General features: G+C 31.9%; 16 protein-coding genes and 1 riboswitch. Of the genes, 14 read left to right on the top strand and 2 right to left on the bottom strand.

What is annotated here, in order from left to right; translation table 11 throughout:
- The first annotated feature begins 155 nt into the window (after nucleotides 1–155).
- The 8 genes from CLOCEL_RS14290 (at nucleotide 156) to CLOCEL_RS14255 (ending at nucleotide 18,462) form a co-directional block, all read left to right on the top strand.
- Nucleotides 156–9,407: a calcium-binding protein gene (locus tag CLOCEL_RS14290; protein ID WP_010074645.1), complete on the top strand. Its 9,252-nt coding sequence runs from the start codon at nucleotides 156–158 to the stop codon at nucleotides 9,405–9,407.
- Between the two features lie 344 nt (nucleotides 9,408–9,751).
- On the top strand, nucleotides 9,752–11,896 hold the full coding sequence (locus tag CLOCEL_RS14285; RefSeq protein WP_010074644.1) for a peptidase domain-containing ABC transporter: 2,145 nt from the start codon (nucleotides 9,752–9,754) through the stop codon (nucleotides 11,894–11,896).
- Entirely contained in the window at nucleotides 11,889–13,163 is a 1,275-nt protein-coding gene (locus CLOCEL_RS14280) for an HlyD family type I secretion periplasmic adaptor subunit (RefSeq protein ID WP_010074643.1), read from the top strand. Before CLOCEL_RS14285 ends, CLOCEL_RS14280 begins: the two co-directional genes overlap by 8 nt.
- Before the next feature lie 62 nt (nucleotides 13,164–13,225).
- Nucleotides 13,226–13,342: riboswitch (FMN riboswitch) on the top strand.
- 152 nt (nucleotides 13,343–13,494) lie between these two features.
- Nucleotides 13,495–14,589: a bifunctional diaminohydroxyphosphoribosylaminopyrimidine deaminase/5-amino-6-(5-phosphoribosylamino)uracil reductase RibD gene (ribD, locus tag CLOCEL_RS14275; protein ID WP_010074642.1), complete on the top strand. Its 1,095-nt coding sequence runs from the start codon at nucleotides 13,495–13,497 to the stop codon at nucleotides 14,587–14,589.
- A gap of 106 nt (nucleotides 14,590–14,695) precedes the next feature.
- Nucleotides 14,696–15,352, top strand: a complete 657-nt coding sequence (locus tag CLOCEL_RS14270) for a riboflavin synthase (RefSeq protein ID WP_010074641.1) — start codon at nucleotides 14,696–14,698, stop codon at nucleotides 15,350–15,352.
- Nucleotides 15,353–15,361: 9 nt separating this feature from the next.
- Entirely contained in the window at nucleotides 15,362–16,561 is a 1,200-nt protein-coding gene (locus CLOCEL_RS14265; RefSeq protein ID WP_010074640.1) for a bifunctional 3,4-dihydroxy-2-butanone-4-phosphate synthase/GTP cyclohydrolase II, read from the top strand.
- 57 nt (nucleotides 16,562–16,618) lie between these two features.
- Nucleotides 16,619–17,086, top strand: a complete 468-nt coding sequence (gene ribH / locus CLOCEL_RS14260) for a 6,7-dimethyl-8-ribityllumazine synthase (protein WP_010074639.1) — start codon at nucleotides 16,619–16,621, stop codon at nucleotides 17,084–17,086.
- Nucleotides 17,087–17,409: 323 nt separating this feature from the next.
- On the top strand, nucleotides 17,410–18,462 hold the full coding sequence (locus tag CLOCEL_RS14255) for a M42 family metallopeptidase (RefSeq protein ID WP_010074638.1): 1,053 nt from the start codon (nucleotides 17,410–17,412) through the stop codon (nucleotides 18,460–18,462).
- A gap of 35 nt (nucleotides 18,463–18,497) precedes the next feature.
- On the opposite strand, the gene CLOCEL_RS14250 is transcribed toward CLOCEL_RS14255, so the two are convergent.
- Nucleotides 18,498–18,920: a hypothetical protein gene (locus tag CLOCEL_RS14250; RefSeq protein ID WP_010074637.1), complete on the bottom strand. Its 423-nt coding sequence runs from the start codon at nucleotides 18,918–18,920 to the stop codon at nucleotides 18,498–18,500.
- 435 nt (nucleotides 18,921–19,355) lie between these two features.
- Here CLOCEL_RS14250 and nifJ point away from each other — a divergent pair, with 435 nt between their 5' ends.
- Nucleotides 19,356–22,895 carry a pyruvate:ferredoxin (flavodoxin) oxidoreductase gene (nifJ, locus tag CLOCEL_RS14245; protein ID WP_010074636.1) on the top strand — a complete coding sequence of 1,180 codons (3,540 nt, stop codon included), beginning with the start codon at nucleotides 19,356–19,358 and terminating at the stop codon, nucleotides 22,893–22,895.
- A gap of 62 nt (nucleotides 22,896–22,957) precedes the next feature.
- Here nifJ and CLOCEL_RS22380 read toward each other — a convergent pair whose 3' ends face one another.
- The gene (locus CLOCEL_RS22380) at nucleotides 22,958–23,125 is read right to left on the bottom strand and encodes a CDIF630_02480 family spore surface protein (protein ID WP_010074635.1); all 168 of its coding nucleotides are present in this window, start codon (nucleotides 23,123–23,125) and stop codon (nucleotides 22,958–22,960) included.
- 255 nt (nucleotides 23,126–23,380) lie between these two features.
- Here CLOCEL_RS22380 and CLOCEL_RS14240 point away from each other — a divergent pair, with 255 nt between their 5' ends.
- The 5 genes from CLOCEL_RS14240 (at nucleotide 23,381) to CLOCEL_RS14220 (ending at nucleotide 26,244) form a co-directional block, all read left to right on the top strand.
- Nucleotides 23,381–23,689 (top strand): 2Fe-2S ferredoxin, encoded by a 309-nt coding sequence (locus CLOCEL_RS14240; RefSeq protein ID WP_010074634.1) that lies wholly within the window; start codon nucleotides 23,381–23,383, stop codon nucleotides 23,687–23,689.
- A 16-nt stretch (nucleotides 23,690–23,705) separates the two neighbouring features.
- Nucleotides 23,706–24,314, top strand: coding sequence for a Fe-only nitrogenase accessory AnfO family protein (locus CLOCEL_RS14235; RefSeq protein WP_010074633.1), 609 nt, complete (start codon nucleotides 23,706–23,708; stop codon nucleotides 24,312–24,314).
- A gap of 342 nt (nucleotides 24,315–24,656) precedes the next feature.
- Nucleotides 24,657–25,475, top strand: coding sequence for a nitrogenase iron protein (gene nifH, locus CLOCEL_RS14230; protein ID WP_010074632.1), 819 nt, complete (start codon nucleotides 24,657–24,659; stop codon nucleotides 25,473–25,475).
- Nucleotides 25,476–25,520: 45 nt separating this feature from the next.
- Nucleotides 25,521–25,847: a P-II family nitrogen regulator gene (locus CLOCEL_RS14225; RefSeq protein ID WP_010074631.1), complete on the top strand. Its 327-nt coding sequence runs from the start codon at nucleotides 25,521–25,523 to the stop codon at nucleotides 25,845–25,847.
- Between the two features lie 13 nt (nucleotides 25,848–25,860).
- Complete coding sequence (locus CLOCEL_RS14220) at nucleotides 25,861–26,244, top strand: P-II family nitrogen regulator (RefSeq protein ID WP_010074630.1); 384 nt, start codon at nucleotides 25,861–25,863, stop codon at nucleotides 26,242–26,244.
- Nucleotides 26,245–26,253: the final 9 nt, after the last annotated feature.

Here is a 26,253-nt window from a genome sequence, read left to right as displayed (position 1 = left end):
AAACTGAAAAAGCACTGTAATAATTCTACAGTGCTTTTTTATAAAAGAGCGGAGTATATTTAAATTTATATTTCAACAATATGATGTTTTCAGATATCCAAGAGAAAATATTGTATTATACGGTTTAAAATAAGGGAATAAAGGAGAGGAAAGATATGTACAAAGTTGGTAATGATTCTAACGATAATCTAACTGGCTCAATTAATGATGATATTTTAGATGGTAAAAAGGGAAATGACTCGCTTTATGGTGGAAGAGGAAATGATACTTATATTTATAATTTAGGCGATGGAAAAGATCGTATAACAGATAATGATCCAACAGCTGATAATGTGGACACTATAAAGTTTGGAGCAGGGATTACAGAAGAAAACATTAAAGTTAGCAAAAGCGGTAATGATCTTGTAATAAAGCTAGGAAATAGTACTGACGAAATAAAAGTAGTAAATTTCTTTTTAGAGAGTCGCTATGAGATAGAAAAAATTGAATTTGCTGATGGAATTACTTGGAATAGGGGGAGAATAATTCAAGAAGCCTATTATTCTAATAATGCAGATCAAGGAGAAGATATCGGAGATAAAACTGTTGCAATTGGAACGCCAGGTGATGATAATATTGTTCCAAACAATCAAAATGGTGAGAATTTTATAGATCCCCTTGCTGGAAATGACAAAATGAATGGTGGAAAGGGAAATGATACTTACATATTTGGTGTAGGTTATGGAACTGATGTAATAGAAGATTACGATGATACTCCGAATAATGTAGATACTATAAAATTTATAAAAGGTTTAGCAAGACAAGATCTTATCTTTAGTAAAGTTGGTGATGATCTTAAAATAACTATAAAAAATTCTGAGGGAAAAGAAAGTAATGATTCAGTTACTGTTTCTCATTTCTTTAATCCAAATCATTATTATGAAATAGAAAAATTGCAATTTGGGGATGGCACAGTTATAGAAGGAATTAAACAATTTAGAAAAGAATTGGAAGATGAATTTGCAAGGGCTATATCAGTAAAATCAACTTATGACCCTGTTATAGTAGATTTAGATGGTAATGGTATAGAGATTAGTCCATTAAAAGATGGAGTTAATTTTGACCTTGATAACAACGGATTTGCAGAAAAAATTCAATGGGTTAATAATGCTGATGGAGTATTAGCAAGAGACTTAAATGGAAACGGCAAAATAGACAATGGGTCTGAGGTTTTTGGTGACCGAGTAGTTATGTCAAATGGGAAGTTTTCTCATAATGGATATGAAGCTTTAAGAGATTTAGATGTAAACAATGACTACGTACTAGATGATAAGGATGCTGCTTTTAAAACACTAAAAATGTGGATTGATAAAAATTCTGATGGTATTACTGATAAAGGTGAATTATATACATTAGCTCAATTAGGCATTGAAGCTTTAAATTTGAATAAAGAAATAATTGATGACAGTAATCCAGGAGTAATTAAACAAAAAATCGGAAATTATGAAAATGCTGATGGCGAAAAAATGGATATGTCTCAATTTTTCTTTAATGTAGATTTATCTGATACTATTGACTATCAAGAATTACCAGGTGTTGATGATAAGGTAAATTCTATAGTTCGTTTACTTCCAGAGATAAGTACTACAGGAAATGTCTATGGATTGAGAAAAAGCATGATGACAAATGAAGAATTAAGAAATTTAGTTGTTGAATTTACTTCCAATAAGGAGTTTAATAAGCAAGAATTACTAGATAAAATTCTATACAGTTGGACAGGAACTGGTAATATCGATTGGTGGAGAGGTCATATGGATGCCAGAGATTTAGCAGTTGTTGAAAAGTTTGTTGGCCGTAAGTATATAGGTAGTAAAGATCCTATTGTAGTAGAAGAAGCTGCAATTCCTCTTAGAAGATGTCTTGTGATAATAAAAGACTATATATTTAGAAATTTAGCTGCACAGAGTTATTTGAAAGAGTATGTTACTTCTATAGAATGCAATTTTAATGAAGCAACCATGAAAATGGAGTTTAACTTTGATAATTTTAAACAGTTATGTATTAGCAAGATAAAGGACAATAATTTAGGGTTTTTATTGAGTGATCTACTTGCTTGTTATGCATCAGATCCAGAAGGGCAACAAGGGATAAGAAGTGTTCTAGAAGAACTTAAACCTCTAAATGAGGAAGTTTATAAAATAGCTACAGCAAATAGAATTTTTGGACGTGGATATACTGAAAACAACTTCGGAGATTCATGGATAAGTCCTAATCATCTGCCAGCTTTGGTCGGAACTGATAAAGTTGATTATATTTATGGTGGAAATGGTGATGAACCTATATATGCTGGTGCTGGAGATGATCATGTTGATGGAGAGGAGGGAACTGATACTTTATATGGACAAGATGGAAATGACGAAATTTTAGGTGGAGATGGAATTGATAGTCTATTTGGAGGAAATGGAAATGACTCTTTAGATGGAGGGAATGGAAATGACTCTCTTTATGGAGAAGAAGGAAATGATACCATTCAAGGCGGAACTGGTGTTGATAATCTTTTGGGTGGAAATGGTAATGATAATTTAGACGGTGGATTAGGAAATGATACGTTAGATGGTAATGCTGGAAATGATGTATATGTATTTGGAATAGGCTCTGGTAAAGATACCATCAATAATTATGACGAAACTTCAGCTTATACAGATATTATTAAACTTAAAGATGGAATAACGTTAAAAGACGTAAAAGCAACGAGAGTAAATAATAATGATTTAGAAATACTGATAGTAGCTAGTGGCGATACAGTAACGATTAAAGATTATTTTATAAGTGATTTTTATAAGGTTGATAGAATAGAGTTTGCTGACGGTACTAGTTTAGATAATGAAACTTTAAGGAATCTTCCACTTTATGGAACTGAAGATGGTGAAACATTAATTGGTAGCCCTAACAAAGAAAGCATATTTGGCTTTGGAGGAAACGACACTATATACGGACAAGCGGGAGAGGACACTATATATGGTGGAAAAGGTAATGATAACATTTATGGTGGAAATAATAACGATATCATAGATGGCGAAGAAGGTGATGATTATCTAGATGGAGGAGAAGGTAATGACACCTATATCTTTAGGATAGGATCAGGAAAAGATATTATAAATGAATGTGATGCAACTAGTGGTAACATTGATACTTTAAAATTTGAAGAAGGTATCAGTCAAAGTAGTTTAGATTTTAGAAGAGAGAATAGAAATCTTATAATTACTATAGATGGTATTGAAGATAGAGTATTTATAAGAAATTATTTCTTACCAGAAAGTAAAATTGAGAAGATAGAATTTGCAGATGGTTCTGTTCTAGATAATGAAATACTAAGCAAACTTATTATATATGGAACAATTGATGGTGATGAGATCAATAGTGATAATGTTGATGAGGTAATAAAAGCATTAGAAGGTGCAGATATAATAAACTCTTTTGGTGGAACAGATAAGATCAATGGTGGTTCTGGAAATGATGTTATTGATGCTGGTGCAGGTGATGATGTTGTTTACGGAGACGAAGGAAATGATAATATTAAAGGTCAAGAAGGAAATGACTTGATTTATGGTAATAGTGGTGTCGATGATTTATATGGTGGTATTGGAAATGATACGCTAGATGGCGGAGAAGACAATGACACTCTTAGTGGTGGAGAAGGTGAGGATATCTATATCTTTAGATCAGGTTCAGGTGTAGATACAATAAATGATAAAGGTAATACAGTTGGAAATATAGATATCTTGAAGTTTGAAACAGGTATTACTGCTGAAAATATCTCATTAAGAAGAGTGAATAGAGATTTGGTGATAACAATTAAAAATACCACTGATCAAGTGAAAATTGTAAATCAGTTCCTGCCTAATGTTAAAATAGAGCGTATAGAGTTTGCTGATGGTTCAGTATTAGATAACGCTGAATTAGATAAGTTACCGATATTTGGAACAGAAGGTATTGATGTTATAAATACAGATGATGTTGGTGAAGTTATAGATGCCCTTGAAGGTGCAGATACAATAAATTCAATGGGTGGTGACGACTATATCAATGGTCGAGAAGGTGATGACGTCATAAAATCTGGCAATGGAAAAGACCAAGTTTTTGGAGATGAAGGTAATGACTTTATTTATGGTGGAGCAGGCAACGATGAACTTGATGGTGGTAGCGGTAATGATAATATCTTTGGTGAAGCTGGAGTAGATACATTAAAAGGTGGATTAGGAGATGATACCTTCGAAGGCGGTGAAGATGCTGATATTATCTATGGTGAAGATGGTGTTGACACAATTTATGGACAACAAGGAAATGATACTATAGATGGTGGAGCAGGTAATGATATTCTCTTAGGTGGAGTAGGGGATGATACTTACATATTTAACATAGGTTCTGGAATAGATACAATTACCGATATTGATGATACTGTTAATAATATAGACACAGTAAAACTAGGCGAAGGAATAACTGACAAAAATATAAAATATATAAGAGATCTAAATAATAATTTACAAATATCTATAGAAGGAACTGATGATAAGTTTATAATTAAAAATTATTATGTTAATGATGCAAATAAAGTTGAAAAAATCGAATTTGCAAATGGACAGACTATAGATAATAGTATATTGAGAGAGTTACCTATATATGGAACTGAGAATGCAGATATAATAAATGCTACTGATAACAAAGAGGATATTTTTGGCTATGGTGGAGATGATCAGATAAATTCCTTTGATGGAGAAGATACAATTTATGGTGGAAATGGCATTGACACTATTAATGCTGGCAAAGGTAATGATGAATTATATGGAGAAGACGGCAATGACACATTGAATGGTTTAGAAGGAAATGATCGATTAGATGGTGGACTAGGTGTTGATTCGTTAAATGGTGGATTAGGAAATGATACATATATATTTGGTATTGGTTATGGTAAGGATACTATTTTAGATATTGATGCGTCTGAAGATAACATAGATACAATAATTTTATCTGAAGGAATATCAGTTGAGAATTTAGAATTAAAGAGAGTATTAAATAATCTGGAGCTTTCAATTAAAGGTACGGAAGATAAATTAATTATTACGAATTACTATTTTAGTGATAGCTATAAAATTGAAAATATAAAATTTGCTAACGGAGAATTATATGACAATGAAAAAATAAAGACATTGGATATATATGGAACAGAGATAGTAGATGAAATAAATACTACTGATGAAAGTGAAGTAATTAAAGCTCTAGCAGGAAGTGATAGTATAAATTCTTACGGGGGTAATGACACGATATTTGCTGGCTTAGGTAATGATACTATAATTGCTGGAGACGGAAATGATGTATTATATGGTGAAGAAGGTAATGATACTTTAAACGGTGGTGCAGGTAGCGACACATATGTATTCTCTTTAGGTTCAGGAGTAGATACTATTAATAACTATGATACATCATCAAATAATATAGATACTATTAAGTTATTAGAAGGCATAACTGAAGATAAACTTATAATAAAGAGAATCTTAAATGATTTAGTTATAACCATAGACGGAACAACTGACAAAATTACAGTGAAAAATAATTTCTTAGCAAACAATGGAATTGAAAAGATTGAATTAGCTAATGGAGTTATATTTGATTCAGAAGCTATAAATAAATTAGATATTAATGGAACTGAGAATGACGATATTATAAAAGGTGAATCATCTCCAGAGACTATTCTTGGCTTGGCTGGAAAAGATCAGCTATATGGAAATGGTGGAATAGATAAATTGTATGGCGGAGAAGGTAACGACACTTTATATGGTGGAGTTGATAATGATGAATTATATGGACAATCAGATGATGATACACTAGATGGTGGAGAAGGTAATGATACCTTAGATGGTGATATCGGAAGTGATACGTATATCTTCACAATAGGATCAGGACAGGATATAATAACAGACTATGATTTAAATGCTAACAATTCTGATACAATCAAGCTTGGACAAGGAATAACTGAAGAAAATATAGTAGTTTCAAGAGTTAACAAGGATTTAGTTATTACTATAACTGGAACTACAGATAAGTTAACTATAAAAAATTACTTCTTAGAAGGCTATAAAATTGAAAGTATTAAATTCTTTGATGATAAAATACTAACGATCAATGACAACTTATCGATATATGGAACTGAAGGAGATGACACTTTCCAAGGTGATAGCATTAATGAAACATACATAGGACTTGGTGGCAATGATTCTATTTATGGTAATCAAGGCAAGGATAATTTACATGGTAATGCTGGAAATGACTCTATCTATGGTGGAGATGGAATTGATAACCTTTATGGTGATGAAGGAATTGATACTTTAGATGGTGGTGCTGGTGATGACAATCTTTACGGCGGAGTTGGAAATGATACTTATGTATTTGGTTTGGGTTACGGTGAAGATATAATAAATGACTTTGATACTGAGGAAGGAAACATAGATACCTTAAGATTTGGTGAAGGTATAAAAGAAGAAGATATAATTTTCAATAGAAGTGATTATGATTTAGAGATAACGATAGAAGGTCAAAATGATAAACTTACTATAGTTGGATATTACAAAAATGATGGTTATAGGATTGAAAAATTTGAACTTTTTGATGGAACAGTAATTGGTAGTGAAAAACCTGATTCGATAATACTATATGGAACAGATGGACCAGATATTGTAAAAGGTGGAGATGTATCAGATATCATAATGGCGCTAGCTGAAGATGACACTGTTTATGGAGAAGGTGGAAATGACATTATCGATGGTGGTGCAGGAAATGATACTCTTTATGGTGGAGTAGGAAATGATACATATATATTCCAAATTGGTTCTGGTAAAGATACGATAATAGAAGACGACAAGACTATTGGTAATATAGATGTGGTTAAGTTTGGAGCTGGTATTACAAGCCAAAACTTGGAGTTTAGTCGTGTAGATAATAATTTAGAAGTTACTATTCTTGGAACAAGTGATAAATTAGTAATTAAGGATTATTTCAAAAATGAAAACAATAAGATTGAGAAGTTTGTTCTTGATAATGATACAGTAATAAGCAGTGATAAATATGATACCTTAGCTTTATATGGAACCAGTGGAGATGATGTTTTAGAAGCTGGAGATTGCAAGGATACAGTAATGGCACTTGAAGGTGGAGATGTTATCTATGGTCTCGGAGGAGATGATACCATTAACGCTGCTGGTGGTAAGGATACATTGTACGGCGGTACTGGAAGTGATGTACTAAATGGTGAAGAAGGCGATGATATTCTAAATGGCCAAGTTGGCAATGATACCTTAACTGGTGGCAACGGAAATGATATATATCAATTTGAAATAGGTTCAGGTACTGATACAATAAACAATTACAGTGATGCTGCTAGTGATATTGATACAATCGAATTTGGTGACCGCATAAGCAAAGATAAATTATCATTTACGAGAATCGGAAATGACCTCCAAATAATAATATTAGGTACAAATGACAGACTTAATATAAAGAATTATTATTTAAGTGATAGCTATAAAATAAATGCTATGAAATTTAAAGATGGAACTGTATGGGGTGAAAAAGAAATCGCTGCTCAGATAGAAAGTAGACCGACGATAATTGGAAAGCCTGGAACTAGCAACGGAGATATAATACTTGGTGATATTGGTGCAGATAATTTATTCGGAAATGGTGGAGATGACATCTTATATGGTGGAGCAGGAGACGATAAGATAAATGGCGGCGACGGTAAAGATGAACTAAATGGTGAAGAGGGTAATGATTCTTTATATGGTGGAACTGGAAATGATACTTATGTATTCAGAAAAGGATTTGGTCAAGACACTATAACGGATTATGATGCTACCCGTGGAAATATTGATACTATTAGTTTTGTAGATGGAATTACAAAGGATGATATTGAACTTGTAAGAACCAATACTACCCTAGAAATTAGAATCAAGGGTTCTGAAGACCGTATTACAGTATCACAACATTACTCAACTAATGGAAATAATAGAATAGAAAGAATCATATTTGAAGATGGTTCTGAAATAACTGACTTTATTAGTAATGTTACTTTTTATGGAACAATTAATGATGATACTTTAGATGGTGATAGCAATAAAAATATTATAAAAGCTCTTGAAGGTGCAGATACCGTAAATGGTGGAGCAAATGATGATGAAATATATGGTGGAAGTGATGGAGATTTCCTGAATGGACAAACTGGCAATGACTATATATACGGAGAAAGTGGAGTAGACCAACTATATGGAGAAGAAGGAAATGACTATTTATATGGTGGCGAAGATGAAGACTTCTTATATGGTGGAGATGACAATGATTTCTTATATGGTGGAGAAGGAAATGACGGTTTAGATGGAGGTAACGGCAACGATACTTTAAGTGGTGATGGCGGAGATGACAACTTAAGTGATTCATCAGGAAGTGACACTTATGTTTTTGATAAAGGATATGGCAAGGATACAATAACTGACTACGATGAAATAGAAGGTAATACTGATACCATCAAGTTTGGTGAAAGTATTAATAAAGCTGACATATCATATAAGAGGATTCTTTCAAATCTTGAAATAACATTTGGAAATGATGCAGATAAGTTAACTATTGCTGATTATTATGTTAATACGAATAAAGTAGAAGTCATACAATTTGCAGATAACTCAATTTTAGATAATCAAATTCTAAGTAGTCTCGATATTAACGGAACGAAAGAAAAAGACACTATAGAAGGAGATAGTCAAAATAATGTAATCTATGGATTTGAAGGTATAGACGAGCTAAAAGGAAATGCAGGAAATGACACTTTATATGGTGGTGATGGTAATGACGCCTTATATGGTGGAGATGGTAATGACAAATTATATGGAGAAGCAGGGGATGATGTACTAGAAGGTGGCGCAGGAGATGATACTTACGTATTTGGTATAAATTGTGGAGTGGATGTAATATCTAGCTCAACAGGTGCTGATACTGGTACAGATAAGTTATTGATTAGTGATGTTAATTATTCAGACATTGCTATATCAAAAGTGAATAGTGATCTATTAATTGAAGTTAAGGGTACAACTGATTCAATAACAGTACTAGGTTACTTTAATGGTGGAGATTACGCTATAGAAGAAATTCAGTTCAAAGGTGGAGAAACACTAACTTTTGAAGATTTGAATTTGGGGAATGTGGTATTTGATAAGATAATAGAAGAGAGCTATCCTCCAGAAAAACATATAACAAATTACGACACCACTTTAGAAAAATCTATTGAATTAATTGGAGAAGTGACAGATGCTGGTATGACCAATGTTAGTAGTCAAATAGAACCTAAAATTGGTACAGATATACTATTTAATTTGAATAGTTAGAAATATTAATGAAATTAGCACTACACAACCAAAGTAGTGCTAATTTTATTTATAAATTTAATCGATATAAAGAAAAATATGTAAAAACAAATTGAAAGTAAATACAAAAAATGATAAGATTTTTATGTTGGATATTATTTTTACAAAAGTATGTAGTATCTATTAAATGTTATAAAAACCTTTGATGAAGATTAATGTATGGACTAGAAATAAGTAGTCTAATTGATTAATACGAAAATTAGTTAAGATATACATGAATTTTCAAGTGCCATAAGAAGTTTTTTAGAACATAACAATATACAAGGGGAATTTATAATAACAAATAGGATAAGAGGGTGAGTTATATGACAATTGATCCGAACGCAATAGTAGAAAATAACGATACAGGCATGGAGTGTATTATGTATGTTTTTGCTATTCAAGGAATTCAAGTAGAAAAAAATGAATTGAGGCAAAGATACTTAAAACCAGAAGAGTCTTTTAATGATAATAAGCTAATTAGAGTTTTAAGAGATAATGGGATTAAAGCAAAACATAAAAAATACTCCATAGAAAAATTAAAAAAGGCAACTATGCCCATAGTTATAAAATTGGATGGGGACTATTATTTACTTTTAAGAATAATTGAAGATAAAGCAGTATTTATAAATACAAAAATTAACAAAACGGAAAAAGTAAATGTCGAAGAGATAACTAGTAGATGGAATGGTGAGGTTATAGCTTTTAAAAAGAGTAGTGATGAATTGAAAGAAGGAGTATTTAATATAAAATGGTTTATACCGACTATTAAAAAGTTTAAAAAACCGCTAATAGTTACCCTTTTAGCATCACTGATGATTCAAATTTTATCTATAGTAATGCCTATGATTATGCAGGTAATTATTGATAAAGTTTTAGTTCACAGAACCAATTCTACTTTAAATATATTATGTGGAATACTTGTTTTTGTAATAGTTTGTGATTTAGTGCTGAATTTAGCACGTACATACGTTTTTACTCATACAACTAGTAAAATTGATATAGTTTTGGGCGCTAGGTTGGTAAATCACTTATATAAGCTTCCGTTAAAATACTTCGAATCAAGAAGAGTAGGAGATACAATAGCCAGAGTTAGGGAAATTGATAATATAAGACACTTCTTAACAGGAGCTCCTCTTACATCTGTATTAGATATAGCTTTTATTTTTGTATATTTCATAATTATGTTTGTTTATAGTAAGACTTTAAGTATCATTGTTTTACTATCATTACCAGTGTTTGTGATTTTTTCTTTAGTTTTAACACCTATATTAAGAAGTAGAATTGATGAAAGATTTTATGCTGGCGCAGAAGCTCAATCTTTTTTAGTAGAATCAGTTAACGGATCGCAAACACTTAAAGCTTTTGCTTTAGAGAATGAATTCCAAAAACGTTGGGAAGGCTATCTTACAAAACAAGCAAAGACAAGCTTTAAAACGACAATACTTGGCAGTTATGCATCAAATTTTGCTGGATTTATTCAAAAATTATTGGATTTAATAATTTTATGGGTCGGCGCAAGCTTGGCCATGAACAATAAAATGACAATCGGAGAACTGGTTGCTTTTAGAATGTTATCTTCTAGAGTAAGTCAGCCGATTTTAAGACTTGTTCAAATGTGGAATGATTTTCAACAAACAGGAATTTCCCTTAATAGAATAGGTGATATATTTAATACTCCATCAGAGGATTTTAATCAATCCAAAAAATTAAGAATAAATAATTTCCAAGGAAATGTACGTTTTGAAGATGTTGTGTTTAGATATACTATGGAATCAGCACCTGCAATAAAAAATGCTTCATTTCAAATAAATAAAGGTGAAATAATCGGAATTGTTGGTCGAAGTGGATCCGGCAAAAGTACAATTTCAAAGCTTATTCAAAGGTTGTATATAGCTGAAGAAGGGAGAATATTGATAGATGGTATTGATATCAATATGATAGATCAATTTTGGCTTAGAAAGCAAATAGGAGTAGTATTGCAAGAAAATTTCTTGTTTAGAGGCACTGTTAGGGATAATATTGCAATAGACAAGCCTAATGCTACTTTAGAACAGATAGTTCATGTTGCAAAGATCGCTGGAGCACATGAGTTTATATCGAAATTATCTGAAGGGTATGATACAGAAATAGGTGAAAATGGTATAGGTTTATCTGGTGGACAGAAACAACGATTGGCCATTGCTAGAGCATTAATTACTAACCCAAGAATTCTTATTTTTGATGAAGCTACTTCAGCACTTGATTATGAATCAGAAGCGATAATACAGAATAATTTAAAGGCTATATGTCATGGAAGGACAGTGATAATTATAGCCCACAGGTTATCAACCCTAAGTGAAGCAACAAGAATTATTTCTATTGATAAAGGGGTAATAATAGAAACTGGTACCCATGAACAACTAATGCAAAATAAGAAAATATACTATAATTTATACATGCAACAAAAAGGGGGAAAAGTAAGTGATTAATATTTTTAAAAGGAACGATATAGATTACGAATTTTTGCCCGATACTATAGAAGCTGTTGAGACACCAGCCTCACCATTGGGAAATTTCTTTATTTTCTTTATATCATTTTTGATATGTGCAGTAATAGGAATTTGCTTTTTAGGAAAAGTAGATAAGGTTATTGAGGGGCATGGAAAAGTAATTCCAAACGGAGATATAAAAACTATCCAAGCAGTCTCAAGTGGAAAGATAAAAGAAATTAATGTTAAAGAAGGGGACAGAGTTGAAGCAGGTAAAGTATTAGTTCAACTTGATTCCAGTGATAATGATTTAGAGTTAGCAAATTATCAAACACAACTTGCTAATTTAAAAGTGGAATTAAGAATTCTTGAAAATGACCGTGATGGAGTATGGAATGATGAAGGAATAGATTTCACAAATGTAAGTGAAAAAATAAAAGCATCTTATGAGGAATATAAGAAGACTAAAAGTCAAGTAGATGGAAATCGTAATGAAAGCAATCAGAGAAAAATAAATGATGCTCAAGATAAGATTAATGATGCTGAAAAGGAAGCTACTGAGGCAAAAAATAAACTTGATGCGGCAGCTAATACTCCAAATAATGAGACACAAAAACAGTATCTTCAGACTCAATATAATGACAAGTTATCAAGTGTAGAGGATTATAAAAAGCAACTTGATTCACTTCAAAAACAAATTGAAGCAGAAGAGACATCAAGGAAAAGTAGTACAATAGAACAAATTCTTACAAAAGAAAAGGATATACAAAATATAGAGTTTAAAATAAATGAAATTAAAAATCAAAAAACTAAGAGTGAAATAGTATCTCCAGTTGCTGGATATATAAGTACATTAAACTATAATACCCTTGGAGTGCCAGTAATTATGGATAAATCTGTTGCAACTATAATCCCGGATGACACAGAAATGATTGTTGAAGCTTATGTAAACAATAGAGATATTTCTGAAATAACAGAAGGTCAGAAGGTTGCTTTAAAATTTGAAGCTTATTCATACCAAAAATACGGAGCTGTAGATGGTGTTGTAGATTATATATCTAATAATGCAATACAAGATGAAAAACAAGGTGGAGTATATAAAGTTAATATAAAATTAGACAAACAATATATTGAAGCAGGTGGTAGTCAGTTTAAGATTATGCCAGGTATGAATGTAAGTGTAGAGTTATTATGCGGAAAACGAAGGATTATTGATTTCTTCTTAGAACCTTTCAACAATGCAGTTGAAAAAACTTTTTCAAGATAAAGTGAAAAGTATGTTGACAAATTATTGAAAGTCTAATATCATATAACTATAAATTTAATATAGCACGTCTTCGGGGCGGGGTGTGATTCCCTACCGGCGGTATAGCCCGCGAGCCATTAATGGCATGATTTGGTGAAATTCCAAGGCCGACAGTAAAGTCTGGATGAAAGAAGATAAATAGATAAGTTTAGTATTTAAATTGTTTATGTTTGTTTGAGCTCTGAAATTTTATATTTCAGAGCTTTTTAATTACATAAAATCTTTTTACTAGCTGTATTTATTTTAAGCCTTGAGTCGTGAACTTAAGGCTTTTATTTTTGGAGTGATAGGTATGAATGAAAGTTATATGAGAAGAGCATTAGAACTAGCGAAGCTAGGAGCAGGAAGAGTTAGCCCCAATCCTATGGTTGGAGCTGTTATTGTAAAAAATGGGGAAATTATTGGAGAAGGATATCATAAGCAATATGGTGGACCACATGCAGAGGTTAATGCTATTGCAAGTGTAAGTGATAATGGAGAGCTTGAAGGGAGCACAATATATGTAACCCTTGAACCTTGTTGTCATTACGGAAAAACACCTCCATGTACAAAAGCAATAATAGACAATAAGATAAAAACCGTAGTTATTGGTACTTTAGACCCAAATCCTTTGGTGGCAGGAAAAGGTGTAGAAATACTTAGAGCAGAAGGTATAGAAGTGATTGTGGGAGTGTTAGAAGAGGAATGTTTAAAAATCAACGAAAGTTTTATGAAATACATAAAAACCAAAACACCTTTTGTAATTATGAAAGCAGCCATGACTTTAGATGGAAAAATAGCTACTAGTACTGGGGATTCAAAATGGATAACCAATGAAGAATCGAGAATAAATGTTCATAAATTGAGAAATAAAGTTTCTGGAATAATGGTTGGGATAAATACTGTTTTGAAGGATGATCCAGAATTAACTTGTAGACTTGAAGGTGGAGCAAGTCCTAAAAGAATTATTGTAGATAGTGGACTTAAAATACCTTTAAACGCAAAAGTTTTAAATGCAAAGGATAAAGTAGAAGTTATAGTAGCTACTACAAGAAAGGCTGATGAGTCAAAAGTAGAAGTTTTAGAGAGACAAGGAGTAAAAGTTATTATAGTTCCAGAAAAAGAGCAAAAAGTTAATCTTAAAAAGCTTATGGAGGAACTGGGAAACTTAAAAGTTGATAGTGTTCTTTTAGAGGGGGGCGGTACTTTGTGTTTCTCTGCTTTAGAAGAAGGGATAATTGACAAAGTTCAGTTTTACATAGCACCAAAGATTATTGGAGGAGAAAATTCTAAAACTCCAGTTGAAGGCGTTGGAATTAACAAAATTAAGGATGCTATAAATGTAAAAGATTTAAGGGTTTCAACTTTTGGAGGAGACATATTAATTGAGGGATATATCAGAAAGTAGTAATGAGAATTATAGGTTAGAAAATGATATAGAACGGCAAACGTACATATAGAAAAGTAGCTTAAATATAAGATTCATAAAGTATTTTAAAGAATAGGAGTTTGCTATGTTTACAGGAATAGTAGAAAAAATAGGGAGAGTATTAGCGATTCAAAAGGGTGAGAAATCGTCTAAAATTACAATACAAGCAGGAAATATTATAGATGGAATAGCTGTAGGCGACAGTGTTAGTACTAATGGAGTATGTTTAACAGCTACAAAAATATTTTTAGATTCTTTTCAAGCAGATATAATGGCAGAAACTTTGAGGAAAAGCAACTTAGGTAATCTGAAAATTGGGAGTAGAGTAAATCTTGAAAGAGCTATGACACCAAGTAGAAGGTTTGGTGGACATATTGTTACTGGACATATCGATGATGTAGGAATCATAAAGAAGTTTGAAAAAGAGGATAATGCTATCTGGATTAATATTGGTGCTTCTGAAAAGGTTATGAAGTATATAATTCATAAGGGATCTATAGCCATTGATGGTGTTAGTCTTACAGTGGCTAAGGTGAATAAAGAAGGATTCGAAGTATCGATAATACCACATACACAAGATGAAACAATTTTACTAGAGAAAGTTATAGGAGATACTGTAAATCTTGAATGTGATATTTTAGGAAAGTACGTTGAAAGATTATTAACCTATGGTAAAGAAGATTCAAGTAGTACTGAAAGTGGGATAACTATGGATTTGTTAAAAAATAATGGTTTTTTATAGGAGGTAAGTATGGATACATTTAATACAATAGAAGAAGCATTACAGGATATTAAAGAAGGTAAAATTCTTATAGTAATTGATGATGAAGACAGGGAAAATGAAGGTGATCTTGTTATGGCTGCTGAAAAAGTTGATGCCAATGCCATAAATTTTATGGCTACTTATGGTAAAGGGCTTATATGTATGCCTATGGAAGAACAGAGGCTTAGAGAACTTAATATACAACAGATGGTTAAAAACAATACAGACAATCATGAAACAGCTTTTACAGTATCTATAGACCATATAGATACAACTACAGGAATCTCTGCTTTTGAAAGATCACACACAATAAGAAAAACATTAGAAGAAGATGCTAAGGCTAATGATTTTAGAAGACCTGGACACATATTTCCTTTAGCAGCAAAGGATGGTGGTGTTTTAAAAAGAGCCGGTCATACTGAAGCAGCTGTGGATATTGCAAGATTAGCAGGATTAAAAGCAGCAGGTGTTATCTGTGAAATAATGAATGAAGATGGAACGATGGCAAGAACTCCTGAACTTATAGAGTTTGCAAAGAAACATGATTTAAAAATAATAACTATAGCTGATTTAATCGCATATAGAAGACAAAAAGAAAAATTAGTCGAAAGAGTAGTAGAAACAAAAATGCCAACTAAATATGGTGAGTTCAATATTATCGGTTTTGTCAACAAGATAAATGGAGAACATCATGTAGCGTTGGTTAAAGGAGATATTAGTAATCTAGATGCAGTTTTGGTTAGGGTTCATTCTGAATGTTTAACTGGAGATGCTTTAGGATCTATGCGTTGTGATTGTGGAGAGCAATATGCAGCAGCTATGAAGAGAATAGAAAAAGAAGGTGCTGGAGTTCTTTTGTATATGAGACAGGAGGGAAGAGGTATAGGCTTAATCAATAAATTAAAGGCTTATTCCCTTCAAGACAAGGGAATGGATACTGTTGAAGCAAATTTAGCCCTTGGGTTTCCAGCTGATTTAAGAGATTATTCAATAGGAGCACAGATTTTGGAGGATTTAGGAGTAAAAAAACTTCGACTTATGACTAATAACCCAAGAAAAATTTCAGGGCTTGCTGGTTTTGGTATAGAAATCGTAGAAAGAGTTCCTATAGAGATGGAACATAATGAAACTAATGATTTTTATCTGCAAACAAAGAAAGCAAAGTTAGGTCATATTTTAAATAAATAGGTTTTATTTTTTATAATATAAATACGATTTTGAAAACCGTGTAGGGAGGAAAAAAATATGAAAATTTATGAAGGAAATTTAGTAGCAGAGGGATTGAAATTTGGGATTGTAGTAGGTAGATTTAATGAGTTTATTGGAGCTAAATTATTAGGTGGAGCTATTGATGGACTAAAGAGGCATGGAGCTTGTGAAGAAGATATTCAAATAGCTTGGGTTCCAGGAGCCTTTGAGATTCCACTTATAGCAAGTAAAATGGCAGAATCCAATAAATATGATGCGATAATTTGTTTAGGAGCAGTAATAAGAGGTACAACATCTCATTATGATTATGTTTGCTCAGAAGTATCGAAAGGTATAGCACATGCTTCCTTAGAATCTAAGAAACCAGTTATTTTTGGAGTACTTACAACAGATTCTATTGAACAAGCAATAGAAAGAGCTGGAACTAAAGGCGGCAATAAAGGTTATGATGCAGCAGTTAGTGCTATCGAAATGGCGAATCTTTTAAAAAATTTAGAGGCTTAATTTTAGTTCTGAATCCATTATTAGAATTATAAATATATAAACTTTGATAAATAATCTTCATAAGGTATATCAATTGCTCAATATGTCTATAGAGTTTTAAGTTTCAATAGTGTAACATGTATATTTTAATTAGAAATCTATATTACTTTTATCAACGTTATATAAATTAAATATAGAAACATTATTTGAACTTAGGTAGATTCAATAAAGAATATCTAGTATAATGTTTGCAGAGTGAGAGGAAAAGTTTAATGGTGAAGTTTTCATCAATAGATTAGTGAATTTTTATCTCGATATTTATAGTTTTTGTAAGGAGGATAAATATGAATTTAACATTAGATAAAAACTATATTTTACAAACTGCAAAGGAATTATTGGAATTTAACAGTCCAACAGGTTTTTGTTTTGAAATCATGGATATGATAAGTGAAAAGGTTAAAAACTTTGGTTTTGATTTTCAAACCACTAATAAAGGGATGGGTATAATAACTATACCTGGTGAAGATGATTCCAAGGTAATCGGTTTATCAGCTCATGTGGACACATTAGGTGCAATGGTTAGGTCTATAACTAGTGATGGAAATTTAAAGTTTACTCTTCTAGGAGGACCTATTCTTCCAACTTTAGATTCTGAATATTGTAAAATAAGAACTAGAGACGGAAAAATATACACTGGAACTTTTTTAAGCACAAGTCCTGCAGCTCATGTTTTTGAAGATAGTGCTACAAAAAAGAGATCCTTAGAAAACATGGAGATAAGAATAGATGAAGTTGTGAAAAATAAAGAGGATGTGCTTTCCCTTGGTATAAATTCAGGAGATTTTATATTTATAGAGCCTAAAACAGTTATTACAGAAAGTGGTTTCATAAAATCTAGATTTATAGACGATAAAGGAAGTGTTGCTGCTTTAATGGGATTGTTAGATGTTATAAGTAGGGAGAAAATCATTCCTAGATTTAAGACAAAGATATTGATTTCAAATTATGAAGAGGTTGGACACGGATCAGCATACATACCAGAGGATATATCGGAACTTTTAGCTGTAGATATGGGATGCATTGGAGATGATTTAAACTGCACAGAATATGATGTTTCAATTTGTGCAAAGGATTCTTCAGGACCATATGATTATAATATGACTACAACACTTGTAGAATTAGCTAAGAAGAATGACTTGAAATATGTAGTAGATATTTATCCAATGTATGGCTCAGATGTTTCTGCAGCTTTAAGAGGCGGAAATAATATAAGAGGTGCTTTAATTGGACCTGGTGTACATGCGTCTCATGGAATGGAAAGAACACATTATTCTGCATTAGAAAATACTATAAAATTACTATATTTATATTTAACTGAAAAAATAGAGCAAGCGTAAGCTTGCTCTATTTTTATATAAATTTTTTATTTGCACTAAATGCTTGCATCTTCATTTTTGTTTCCAAAACCATAAATATGTTTCTTCTTAACGATAAAAAGAAGCATTAAAAGTGGAAGAATTAAGTACGTAATTTCTCCTATAGCAAAACCAGTACTAATGATTGTATATACTAGGTAAAAAGCTTTAGTTGCAAAGTATCCAAAAACCCCTATACTTTTTTTTGCTAAAATAAGAGCAATGAAAATTATCGTAAGGATTGCTGAGATTAACAAAATCATGATATCACTTTGTTTTATGGCAGGAATGCCCATTGAAGCATAAGTTTCATTAACGATATCCTTTGATAGGATTAAAATAACAGAACCTAAAGCAAAAATTATAGCCCCAATAATACTAAGGACAGAAATTGTTATAATACCTGCGCCGACTTTATTGTAGTTAACATTGTATTCCATAAAATACCTCCTAAAAATGATTTGCATAAATATATAGTCTCAATGATGAAAGTTAATATCATATAAGTATCTTTTTCTAACCTAATAAGAATTGTATTTTAATTTAAAGCTAATATGATATGTACATTAATAATTAAGATATATATCTATAAAAATAAAAATGTAATTTTGATAATTATATCAATAAATTGGAAACTTAGCAAGGCGGGAATGATAGTTTTCGTATTCATTTTTAAATATTGAAGAAATATATTATCTTTCAAATAAAGCAAAAATATTAAATTATTTCAAAAAATAAATATCATATTGAGCATTGGTAGAAGAATTAAGTTTACTAAATTATGAATATCAACGGAATAATTGAACAACATATAATTGTAGATTAAACCACAAGCAAAATACAATTGTACTATAAGAGTTTAAGGAGGTCTATTAATGACTAAGGTTATGAAAACAATGGATGGAAACGAAGCAGCTGCATATATCTCTTATGCATTTACTGATGTTGCAGCTATATTTCCTATAACACCATCAACACCTATGGCTGAAGGCGTTGATGATTGGGCTGCCCATGGAAGAAAGAATATTTTTGGGCAAGAAGTTAAGGTTGTTGAAATGCAATCAGAAGCTGGAGCAGCTGGTGCAGTACATGGTTCTTTAGCGGCAGGAGCTCTTACTACTACATATACAGCATCACAAGGATTATTACTTATGATTCCTAATATGTATAAGATAGCAGGAGAATTATTGCCAGGGGTATTTCATGTTAGTGCAAGAGCTATAGCAACACATGCGTTATCAATTTTTGGAGACCATCAAGATGTAATGGCTTGTAGACAAACAGGCTTTGCTCTTTTAGCATCATCTAATGTTCAGCAAGCTATGGATATGGCTGCAGTAGCACATCTTACTGCAATTAAATCTAGAGTGCCATTTTTACATTTTTTTGATGGTTTTAGAACATCTCACGAGTATCAAAAAATAGAAGTTATAGATTATGGTGATTTAGCAAAGCTTGTTGATTATAATGCGATACAAGAGTTTAGAGATAGAGCATTAAATCCTGAGCATCCAGTTGCAAGAGGAACAGCACAAAATCCTGATATATATTTTCAAGGAAGAGAAGCTTCAAACAAGTTCTTTAATGCAGTGCCTGATATTGTGAATAACTATATGCAGGAAATTAAAAAGATAACAGGAAGAGAATATAAACCATTTGATTATTATGGAGCAAATGATGCTAAATATATAATTGTAGCTATTGGATCTATTTGTGACACAACAAAAGAAACTATTGATTATCTATTAGGAAAAGGCGAGAAAGTAGGTTTAATTGAGGTTCATCTATATAGACCTTTCTCAAAAGAATACTTCTTTAATATATTGCCTCAAACTGTAGAGAAAATAGCAGTTCTTGATAGAACTAAAGAACCAGGATCTCTTGCAGAACCGCTTTATTTAGATATAACTAATTTATTTTATGGTGAAACAAAGAAACCAGTTATTATTGGTGGTAGATATGGACTTGGATCTAAGGATACAAGACCTTCTCAAATATTAGCAGTATTTAATAACTTAAAGAAAGATAATCCTAAGGATAACTTTACTATTGGAATAGTAGATGATGTAACAGATACATCTCTTCCAGAAGAAGAGATCATTGATACAACACCACAAGGAAATATAAGCTGTAAGTTCTGGGGTCTAGGCTCTGACGGAACTGTTGGTGCCAATAAATCAGCAGTTAAAATAATAGGAGATAATACCAACTTATATGCACAAGCATATTTTTCTTATGACAGTAAGAAATCTGGAGGAACAACAGTATCACATTTAAGGTTTGGCAAAAACCCAATTAAGGCACCATATCTTATATATGAGGCTGATTATATTGCTTGCCATAATAAATCATTTATATACAATTATGATTTATTAAAGGGTTTAAAGAAAAATGGAATATTTGTTCTAAATTGTCCATGGACAGAAGATGAATTAGAAGATAAAATGCCTGTATCAATTAGAAGATATATTGCAGAAAATAATATTAATTTTTATATAATTGATGCTGTGAAGATTGCTTATGATTTAGGACTAGGCGCAAGGATAAATATGATAATGCAATCAGCCTTCTTTAAGTTATCAGAAGTGATTCCTGTGGATGAGGCTCTCGGCTATTTGAAAAAGTCTATTGAAAAGTCATATGGTAAAAAAGGTGAACATATCGTAAAAATGAATAAAGATGCTGTTGACAAGGGTGCTGATGCATTGATAAAAGTTAATGTGCCAGAAATTTGGAAACAAGAAAAAGATGATAAGGTAGTTGAAAGGAACGAACCAGACTTTGTGAAGAATATACAAAGAAGAATGGCTCGTCATGAAGGTGATGAACTTCCAGTAAGTGCATTCAACGGCATAGAGGACGGAACCCATCCGCTAGGAACAACTGCATACGAAAAGAGAGGAATTGCAGTTATGTTGCCACAATGGCAAATTGATAAATGTATACAATGCGGTCAATGTGCATTCGTTTGTCCGCATGCTACCATTAGACAATTTGTTTTAGATAAGGGAGAGCAAGAAAAAGCACCAGCTACTTTTGCAACTAAAAAAGCAACGGGTAGAGGACTTGAAGAATATCAGTATAGAATTCAAATTGCTCCAATGGATTGCACAGGATGTGGAAATTGTGCAGATGTATGTCCAGCTCCAGGTAAAGCAATAATAATGCAACCAGCTCAACAAGAGATAGAAGATCAAGTTGATAATTGGGATTTCGCATTAACTTTAAAACCAAAGGAAGGTCTAATAGATCGAAATACTTTAAAAGGTAGTCAGCTTATGAAGCCATTATTAGAGTTTAATGGTGCTTGTCCAGGGTGCGGTGAAACTCCATATATTAGATTATTGACTCAATTATTTGGCGAAAGAATGATGATTGCTAATGCTACTGGTTGTTCTAGTATTTGGGGAGCAAGTTCTCCATCAATAGCATATACAACAACTGATGATGGTAGAGGTCCTTCATGGGGAAATTCACTTTTCGAAGATAATGCAGAATATGGTTATGGAATGTTTTTAGCAGTTCAGCAGATGAGAGAACGTTTAGCAGTTTTAATTAGAGAACTCAGTGAAGCAGAAAATACTGAAGAAGCATTGAAGAATGCTTGCAACCAATGGTTAGAGAATATTGACGATGGTTCGGGTTCAATGACAGCTTCAGCTAAAATACTAGAACTATTAGGAAATAGCCAAGATCAAAATAATTCAGTAATAAAAGAAATAATAAGTAAAAGAGATTATCTTGTGAAAAAATCACAATGGATTATTGGGGGAGACGGTTGGGCATATGATATTGGATTTGGTGGATTAGATCAAGTTTTAGCTATGGGAAATGATGTTAACATATTTGTTATGGATACAGAAATATATTCAAATACTGGAGGTCAATCTTCAAAAGCTACTAATACAGGGGCTGTAGCGAAATTTGCTGCTTCTGGTAAAAAAGTTAAAAAGAAAGACCTCGGTCTCATGGCGACAAGTTATGGCTATGTATATGTAGCTCAAATAGCCCTTGGCTCAAATATGAATCATGCTATTAAAGCTATAGTAGAAGCTGAAAGATATAAGGGACCTTCACTAATTATTGCTTATGCGCCTTGTATAAGTCATGGTATAAAGGCTGGAATGGGAAACAGTATAAAAGAAGAAAAGAAAGCAGTAGATACTGGCTATTGGCACTTATATAGATATAATCCAGAGTTAAAAGCTGAAGGTAAGAATCCATTTGTTCTAGATTCAAAGGAGCCAACAGAGAAGTATAAAGACTTTATTGAAGGGGAAATTAGGTATACATCTTTAAGAAAGCTATTCCCAGAAGTTGCGGATGCGATGTTTGATAAGGCGGAGAAAGATGCAAGAGAAAGATATGAAGTATATAGAAGACTTGCAGAAATGAATTATAATAATATGAGTTAACAAAAGTAAAAAAACTATCTATAGTAGATTTTCAATCTACTATAGATAGTTTTTTTAAAATTCTATTTTTCGTTAGTGTCAACATGATCTTTTGCATTATCAACTTCAAAGTCACTTGGAATATTAACATTAGTTATTCCTTGTTGTTTTTCCATGTTAGCCCAAGCAGCAGTATCATGTCTTTCTATAGGTACTGTTGTAATTTTTTCGTTTGATCTATTTTGTGACATTTTTTTATACCTCCTTAATATTAGTATTATTAATGTTATTATAAGTATTTGATAATATTATTATCACAATTCGATGAAAAATAATCAAAAAACAAAATTTGCATGTATATATTAACAAATTAATATTTATTCATTGTTTTCTCGCTATATGTATTATATAATAATAAAAAAATAGAAAATCATGTAAGGGAAGCAAAGAGGCTGTCTATTAAAAGATAGCCTTTTTATTTTTTATAAAATTAGGAGGGATTAATGATGGTAGCATTAAAGCATCATATTTTTGTATGTACTAGTTGTAGAATTAATGGTCAACAGAAAGGTTTTTGTTTCTCTAAGGATTCTGTTGGAGTAGTAGAAGCTTTTATAGAGGAAATAAACGACAGGGATCTTAGTAGTGAAGTAATGATAACAAATACAGGTTGCTTTGGTATATGCGCTCAAGGACCAGTGGTAGTAGTGTATCCTGAAGGTGTTTGGTATGGAAATGTAACAGAAGATGATGTTGCAGAAATAGTTGAATCACACATAGAAAATGGAGAAGTTGTAAAAAGATTAATAATCTAAAATGGAGGTCAAGCTTATGGAGGTAAAAGTAGCAGTTTTAGTGGATGAAAAAGGAACTCCGACTTCTATAAAAGAATCAGGGATAATAAAAGTCTTTACTAGGATTAATTGGCAGTGGAATGAAGAAAGTCAGATTGTATATTTCTTGGATATGAAAAAAAGTATACATGAGATTAGACAGGATATAAGCCAGATTATAAAAAGCTTGGATACTTGCAAAATTTTTGTTGCTAGTGATGTTTCTGGTGTTTTATATAATGCTCTTGAAAAGGCCGATTTTAAGATTTGGGAAATAAGTGATAGACCTGATGAGTTTTTAGATTATGTAGCAGAGAAAAGTACTGAACAAATTCCTATAAAAAAGATTAAGAAAGAAGAACTTGTTATAGAAAAGGATGGCACTTATAGCATTGATATAAAAAAGTTTCAACAGAGTAATTGTGGATTAACATCCAAGGAAGTATTAGTTCCTTTATTAAATGATGATAGAATAAAAAAACTTGAAGTTATTTGCGATCATATTCCTCATTGGGTCTCAAGTGAAACTAAAAGACTTGGAAGAAGTTATGAGGTTTTTCAAGAACAAAAGAGAGAGTTCAGGATCATCATTGCAAGAAAAGAATAATTATAAAAAGTCTAGTGGAGCAAAAACACATGCTTTACTAGACTTTTAATAATTTATCAGTAAAACGAACAAAAATATATTAAATTATCTTTGAAAATTTAAGTTTTTTAATAAATTAATAACAAAATCAATAAAAAGGTATTGATTTGATAAAAAATAGATGTTATACTTCATACAAGTTAACAATTTATCAGCATAAAGGCATAAATTTAACAAATTCCTAAATGCATGATAAATAATGTCAAAGTATTAATAAGTTCTGAAGTACTAATAAGTGCTAAAGTACCAAATAGATACTTTAAGATTAAAAAATAATTCTATATTTTTAAGGAGGAACAAATTATGAGACAAGTAGCTATTTATGGAAAAGGTGGTATCGGTAAATCTACCACAACACAAAATCTTACAGCAGGTTTAGCAACAATGGGTAAGAAAATTATGGTTGTAGGCTGTGACCCTAAAGCAGACTCTACAAGATTACTATTAGGTGGACTAGCTCAAAAGTCAGTTCTTGATACCCTAAGAGAAGAAGGCGAGGATGTAGATTTAGATGAAATCTTAAAGGCTGGATTTGGTGGTATTAAATGTGTTGAATCAGGCGGTCCAGAACCAGGAGTTGGATGTGCAGGTAGAGGTATCATTACTTCAATAAACATGCTTGAACAATTAGGAGCTTATACAGATGATTTAGATTATGTTTTCTACGATGTTCTTGGAGACGTTGTATGTGGAGGTTTCGCAATGCCAATCCGTGAAGGAAAAGCTCAAGAAATCTACATAGTTGCATCAGGAGAAATGATGGCATTATATGCTGCTAATAACATTTCAAAAGGTATTCAAAAATATGCTTTATCTGGTGGGGTTAGATTAGGTGGTATCATCTGTAACTCAAGAAAAGTTGATAGAGAGTTAGATCTTTTAACAGCATTTGCTAAGGAACTTGGAAGTCAATTAATTCATTTTGTACCACGTGATAACATGGTTCAAAGAGCAGAAATAAATAAGAAAACAGTTATAGAGTTTGATCCAGAAGCAGCACAAGCTGATGAATACAGACAATTAGCAGCTGCTATAGAAAATAACAAGATGTTTGTAATACCAACTCCAATGAGTCAAGACAGACTTGAAGAAATATTAATGGAATATGGTTTATTCGAATAAAAAAGATAGATGCAAACTAATTAAAGAAAAAGGGGAAATGATGTTATGTTAATGATCAAAGCTATTATAAGACCTGAAAAAACAACTGAGGTTCTTTCAGAACTATGTGACGCAGGATTTCCTGCAGTTACAAAATATAGTGTCGTAGGAAGAGGTAAACAAAGAGGCGTTAAAGTTGGAGATATCTACTATGATGAGATTCCAAAGGAAGTACTAATGTTTGTAGTAAACGACGAAGATAAAGACGATGTTGTTAGAATTGTTATGAAATGTTGTAAAACTGGAGAAGCTGGAGCATTCGGTGATGGTAAAATATTTGTTACTCCAGTAGAGGAAGTGTACACAATTAGTTCTCAATCAAAAGGACTTTAAAGGAGGAATCACCATGAAAGAAGTAGTTGCAGTAATTAGAATGAACATGGTTGGAAAAACAAAAGAAGCTCTTTTAAAGGCAGGCATACCAGCTATAACTTGTAAAGAAGTTTTAGGAAGAGGAAAGAAAAAAGTAGATTTTTCTATGGTAAGCGTATTTATAAATGAGAATGGTGTTGCAGATGCTCCATTAGCAGAAGAAGTTTCAGAATATCATAGATTAATATCAAAGAGAATGATTACAATAGTTGTTAACGATGAAGATTTGGATAAGACAGTCAAGACTATCATGGAAGTGAATAGTAAGGGGAATGCTGGAGATGGAAAAATTTTTGTAACTAATGTTGTTGATGCAGTAAGAGTAAGAACGGGTGAAACGGCAGAAAAAGCAATATAACAAGAAAAC

This window comes from Clostridium cellulovorans 743B, from assembly GCF_000145275.1.
GTDB classification, from domain to species: Bacteria; Bacillota; Clostridia; order Clostridiales; family Clostridiaceae; genus Clostridium_K; species Clostridium_K cellulovorans.
The sequence above is the reverse complement of the archived record's forward strand: the minus strand, read 5'-3'. Positions and strand labels throughout refer to the sequence as shown.